Origin of the sequence: Protofrankia sp. Cr1, assembly GCF_963555865.1 — a bacterium.
In the GTDB taxonomy this organism is placed as follows: Bacteria; Actinomycetota; Actinomycetes; order Frankiales; family Frankiaceae; genus Protofrankia.
The window spans coordinates 1-5,312 of the sequence record NZ_CAUVXO010000362.1 but is presented as its reverse complement, the minus strand read 5'-3'; the positions used below and the strand labels follow the sequence as shown (position 1 = coordinate 5,312).

The window sequence follows — 5,312 nt, the reverse complement described above, 5'->3', positions numbered from 1 at the left end:
GCGCGAGCGTGTCGCGGGCCGTGTATGCGTCATTGAGTGCACTTGCGATCAGCGCCTTGCGCAGTGAGTCGAGTTGCGGATCGTGGCCGTCGGCGAGGCGGAGCGCGATCATGCCTGCTCGGGCACGGAAGACCGTGGTGGACGGGTCGGGCTGCCGCACCAGGGTGAGCGCGGTGGTGAGGAGTGGGGAGATGTGTGGGTCGGCGTCGGTGCCGGCCAGCCGTAGGCAGTAGACCCGCAGGATTGTTTGGACCACCTGTTCCCAGGGCTCGGGGATGGTGCTCTGGTCGACCAGCGCTGCGGCCTGCTCGGTGTGCCCGTCCTGGGCAAGTGCCAGGACGGTCGCCTGTCGGCCGTCTAGCAGCCGGCGGCCGACTCCGCGGTGGGCCGCGGCTCGTTCGGCGGCTTCGTGCCAGCGCCCGGCCCGTGCCAGCGCCCGGACTCCGTCCGCCAGGAGCGCCGCCCAGGTCAGGGTGCACATGGTCCGATGGTCGTCGGGGGCGCAGGTGACGTTTTGGAGACTGACGGACCGTCCGTCGATCAGTGCGCTGGTCTGCGTGCGCGCGGCCTCGTGCAGGGTTTGGAGGATTGCGTAGGCACGGTTGCCGTCACCGTCGCGTATCAGTTGGCGCGGCAGGTTGAGCACCGGCTGGAGGGCGAGTTTGGCAGCCGAGGCGGGCAGTGGCCGCGCTTGGTCGAACACCTTGTGCTGGCGCCAGCACAGGTCTTGGGCGAGTTCTGGCTGTCCGCAGTCGGAGGCGATCAGCGCCGCCTTGTTACAGACTTCGGCGGCCCGGACGAGATGGAGACCGTCCGCTGTTCGTGCGGCCAGTTCTTTCAGCTGTCTGACTCGGTCTTCGAGGGGGAGGCCGGGTGGGCGGGGGCGCTGGACCAGCGGGAACCATGAGAGCAGGTTCTTGTCCGTCGGGTCTGTTCCGACGTTCGTCATATCGGTTCCCGTTCTTGCAGCTGGTGATCGGCGGTGGGGTCGTGCCCGAACACCACGGTCTTGGCGGTGTGCGCGAGGACGGCCTGCGTTGTGTGGGGAAGGCCGTGCCGGTTCCAGGCGAAGATGATGTGGTGGGCGAGGACGGCGCGTAGGCCGCGGCGCAGCAGGCCGTCGGTGGACAGGGCGGCCAGTTCGCTGCCGGCAGCGGCGAAGGCGCTGGTCCAGTCGGCGAAGGCCGGCGGCAGGTTGTCTCTGGTTAGGCTGCCGGCGTCGATGCTCATCAGGTGCCGCAGGCCGTCTTGCAGGGTGCGAAGCCTGTCGTCGGGGATTCGCTCGGGTGGTTGCCGGTGGCCGGCGACCCGCGCCCACACGTCGCCTTCCTCGTACCAGTCGAGCCCAGCCGCGCGTAGCAGGCGCGAGCACAGCAGGACCGACAACTCACGGCGGCGGCGGTTGCCCGGCGTGTGGCTGGTGCCGTTCAGATAGGCGAGCAGGTGTCGGCTGTCGAGGTGGAAGAGCCGGTGGGTAGCGTCCATGCCTTCGGCGCCGCCGAAGGCATGGACTTCTGGTTCGTAGATGGTGAACGTGGCGTCCCCGATGCGGCGCGTCTCCCGGAGGTCGGCGAGACGGGCATGGACGTACGCCTGGGCCTCTCCTGTCGTCTGACGGGTCAGGTAGCGGATGCGCCAGCACGGCGCTTTACGCACGAAGAACCAGGATGTGATGAGCCCGTCGGTCTCGGCGGTGTCCAGTAAGGGGGCGAGGTGGTCCACGGCGGTGCCCTCCGCGTTCGCCCAGTCGGGGAAGGTGACGTTGACCTGGTGCCAGTGGCAGGTGTCCATGTCGGCTCCGGGTCAGGCCAGCAGGAGGAAGGCGTCCCAGCCCGACGCCGGGGCGGCGCCGGTGCCGGCGGTGTGCAGGGCGAGGGCGGCGCCGGCGGCGCCGTCGAGAAGCTCGGGGTCGAGCACGGACCGGCCCATCTGTGCGATCAACCTGGTTGACAGGCCGGGGAGTTCGGCGGCGATCTGGGGATTCTGGGAGTCGGCCGCCATGCGCCAGGCGGACTGGAGCAGCCCGGCTGTGCCGTGACACAGCCCGATCTCGGCGAGCCGGTCGAGTTGCGCCTGATCCCGTATCGCTGCGAGCAGCGCGTTCTCGGCAGCCTGCTGGCGTGCGGTGTCTCCGAGGGCCATGCTGGCGAGCTGCTGGGCGCGGGCGGTGCCGCTGACCCCGTAACACCAGGAAGGTCGAGGCCGCAAGGCCGCCTCGACCCTGCCCTCGCGCACCTGGCGGAGGGTGACGAATCCGGGCCACCAGGGACTGGCGTCGCCGTGCTGGCGCCAGCGGTCGGTCCATGCACAGATCCGTGTGATCGCTTCGTCGGCGCCGTGAACGGGCAGGCCGCGGAGGCGGGCCAGGGAGAGCAGGGCCAGGACGGCCGCGATGCCGTGCGCGAGGCCGACGTTGCCGTGTCCCTGCGGGAACTCGGGGCTGGGCTCGCCGTTGGGTGCCGAGCCCGTCCACCAGGGTGGGAGGTCGTCTCTCCCGATCAGCGGTTCGGTCAGTCGTACCAGGTACGACAGCAGCTCGCCGGTGACCGGGTGATCGGGGTGGCGCCGCAGGTGGTAAACGCCCAGTCCGGACAGGCCCCGGATCAGGTCGAACTCCTTCATCGCGGGCCGCCGGCCCTGCTCGATGCGCGCGTGGGCCGCGACAAGTCGGGTGCGCGTCATCGCGACGACGGCCTGATCCAGGCCGCTGAGGGCACGGTGGTACCGGCGCGATGGTCCGGCTGCCGTGTGCAGGGCGAAGGCCACGGCCGGAGCGCCCAGGAACAGGCCCGCGTTGGCCGCCGCGGTCAGTTCGCCGGACGCGGCGGCGGACAGCCAGACGTGCGCGGTGTTCCAGTCGCCGCGTCCGGAGCGAGCACGTTCGATGTGTAGCAGGGCGACGCCCGCCGCACCGCCGGCGAGCGACTGCGGCCACGCCCTCCCCCCGGCCGGTCGCTCGGCGGCCCATGCGGTGTTCGGGTCGGCCAGGGCTTCGGCGACGGCGTCCGCGGCGGCGAGCGGGCCCGGATCGGACCTGGTCATGATGGGTTCCTCGTTCGCGCGGTCCAGCTCAGCGCGGCGGCGCGAGCCAGGTGCAGGCAGGCGCGCTCACCGGCCAGGCTGACTCCGGCCATACGGACGTGGTGGAGATGCAGCAGATCAGGCAGCAAGACGGTGGGGGCCTCCGCGCGGGTCTCCTGAAGGACGCGTCGGTAGGCGGCGAGTGCCTCGCGCCGGTGCTCCCAACAGGAGACGACGTGTTCGCCTCCGGGCTGTGCGGCCAGGGCACGCTGGTCGGCCGGGTTCGCCAGGGCGAGGGTCTGCTTGTACAGCGCGCGGGCCGGGGCGGACGGCTCCGTCCGGGTGTGGCCGATGAGCCAGCTCGTCGCCTCGGCGGTGTCAGCGATCAGGCTGATCACTATGTCGAGCATGCTGGCGGCGGTCAGCGCTCGCCGGTCGGGCCCGTCCTTCTCCCCGGAGGCGGCCAGCTGGGCGAGCGCTGCCGCTGAGTCGGCGGCGAAGTACGCCTCTGCGGCGTCCATCGCGGCGGTACCTCCGAAGCGTGAGGTCTCGGGGAAGTAGGTGTCCCACTGCGCGCGGGAAATCAAGCCAGCGCGGCGAAGCCGCTGGGTCCAGGCGCCGACCCGGTCGGCCGTCGGCCCCACACCGTCGGCAGTGACAGCGAGCCGCAGGCGCAGATGTTCGTCGGGGTCGTGGTAGCGCAGGAACCACCACCGTGCCTCGCCCGTCACCTGTCCATTCAGCTCGTTGACGAGGTGCGGCAGATGGTGGGTGAGGATGTCGTCCTGGCAGCCGAGGCTGGCGTAGAGCTTGACCGAGAACCGTGAGCCGCAGCCCGGGAGATGCCCGTGATCGCGGCCGACGACCTGTGCCTGGCTTAACCATCCCGGTGTCGCTGCCTGAGCGGTAGCGGCTGCCAGGGGGACGACGATCTCGTGGGCATGCCCGCCGACCCAGCCGGCCGCGTCGGCGTCGGGGGCGGCGCGCAGCAGCGCGGCGCCGGAGCGGTCGAGGTGGGAGCGCAGCAGTGCCCGGTGGGCCGGTTCGGACAGGTCCAGTCCGATGCGCTGGTCACCGTCGCCGAGGTAGACCGCTGACGGGAGATTGACCTGCTCCCGCCAGCTGGCCAGGGCACGGTCCCACTCCGTCCAGCCGGCCGCGGAGCCGGGCAGTTCCGCGGCCCCCAGCAGCCAGCGCGCCGGTGAGAGGACTGTTCGTCCATGCCGCAGCGCCGGCAGGAACGGCAATCGGGCTGCGGCCCCCCAGTCGAAGGGGGCACAGGGAACGCTCAGCGCGGTCGGCGCCTCGGCGAGGAAACGCGCCAGCGGATGCGCGCGTCGAACCGGCTCCACCGCGTTGAGCGCCACCGGTTCCACCAGCTGGCGGCGGGAGAGCGAGAGCAGGTAGATCCGGTGCACATCGGCCGTCACCGCGATGTCGTCCAGCGTCAGCGTGCCCTTGCCCTCGTCGCCAGCGTCGTGGTATTCGCCGAGTGAGAGCAGGTGCGCCATGACCTGGGGGGCGCGTCCCACCGTGTCGGTGTTCGTGTAGCGAGCGGGCGCGGAGATCTGCACGCTCAGCGCGTCGCGGTTCGTGGTGGGAAGGCCCGCGTACAGCGCCGACATCCGCGCACGGTCCTGCGCGTCGAAGAGGTCCAGGAACCGCCCGGTCGTGGTGCCGGCTCTGCGCGACACCCCGACGACCGCGAGCGTGAACGCGCCCTCGTCGAGCGAACGGATGCTTGCGGCGTGGACGCGTACGGTGAGTTCCGTGGTGGGCTGAATGCGGGCGTCCTTGTCGACGACCGTAAGGTCGCTGATCATGGTCTCGTCGAGGACGATCTCCCGTTCACGGCGCAGCGCGGCGTTCTGCGCCAAGGCCAGCAGCTTCGCGTCCCGATCGGTGAGCGTGACGCCCGCGGGTGCGGGACTTCCGGCGTAGCCGGCGGGATAGCCCAGTCCGATTTCAGGGGCGACCGCGTCGAGAACAGGAACCAGGGCGCACGGCCCGTACCGTTCGAGGAAACGCCCATGCCAGGCGTCCCAGCCGGAGCTGAGCGTCGAGCGGCGCGCCAGGCGCACCAGCACGCCTGCCGCCGTCGCGGCCTCGGCCGCGACCGGGCGGGGCACGGCCAGCGCCCAGTCCATCCGCAGATCGACCCGCAGCGTCTGCTCCGCCGTGGGGTGGACATCAGCCATGTCGTCGCCGAGGCGCTCGCGGTGGCTGCGTGCGACGGCCCAACACGGCGCGTTGTCATGGCTCCGCAGACCATCGACGATCTTGCTCAGGCG

4 protein-coding genes are annotated in these 5,312 nt (G+C 71.2%); all 4 read right to left on the bottom strand.

What is annotated here, in order from left to right; translation table 11 throughout:
• Positions 1-949, bottom strand: a 949-nt coding sequence (locus tag U9980_RS21350; RefSeq protein ID WP_322769550.1) for a hypothetical protein, incomplete at its 3' end; no start/stop codon positions are given.
• Positions 946-1,791 (bottom strand): thiopeptide-type bacteriocin biosynthesis protein, encoded by an 846-nt coding sequence (locus U9980_RS21345; protein WP_322769549.1) that lies wholly within the window; start codon positions 1,789-1,791, stop codon positions 946-948. The genes U9980_RS21350 and U9980_RS21345, both read right to left, overlap by 4 nt.
• Positions 1,792-1,803: 12 nt before the next feature.
• On the bottom strand, positions 1,804-3,042 hold the full coding sequence (locus U9980_RS21340) for a lanthionine synthetase C family protein (RefSeq protein WP_322769548.1): 1,239 nt from the start codon (positions 3,040-3,042) through the stop codon (positions 1,804-1,806).
• Positions 3,039-5,312 (bottom strand): lantibiotic dehydratase (locus tag U9980_RS21335; RefSeq protein ID WP_322769547.1); only part of this gene is annotated, 2,274 nt, incomplete at its 5' end. The genes U9980_RS21335 and U9980_RS21340, both read right to left, overlap by 4 nt.

Coding starts and splice junctions, on each gene's coding strand:
- U9980_RS21345 (WP_322769549.1), bottom strand. CDS start 1,791: ATGGACACCTGCCACTGGCACCAGGTCAACGTCACCTTCCCCGACTGG.
- U9980_RS21340 (WP_322769548.1), bottom strand. CDS start 3,042: ATGACCAGGTCCGATCCGGGCCCGCTCGCCGCCGCGGACGCCGTCGCC.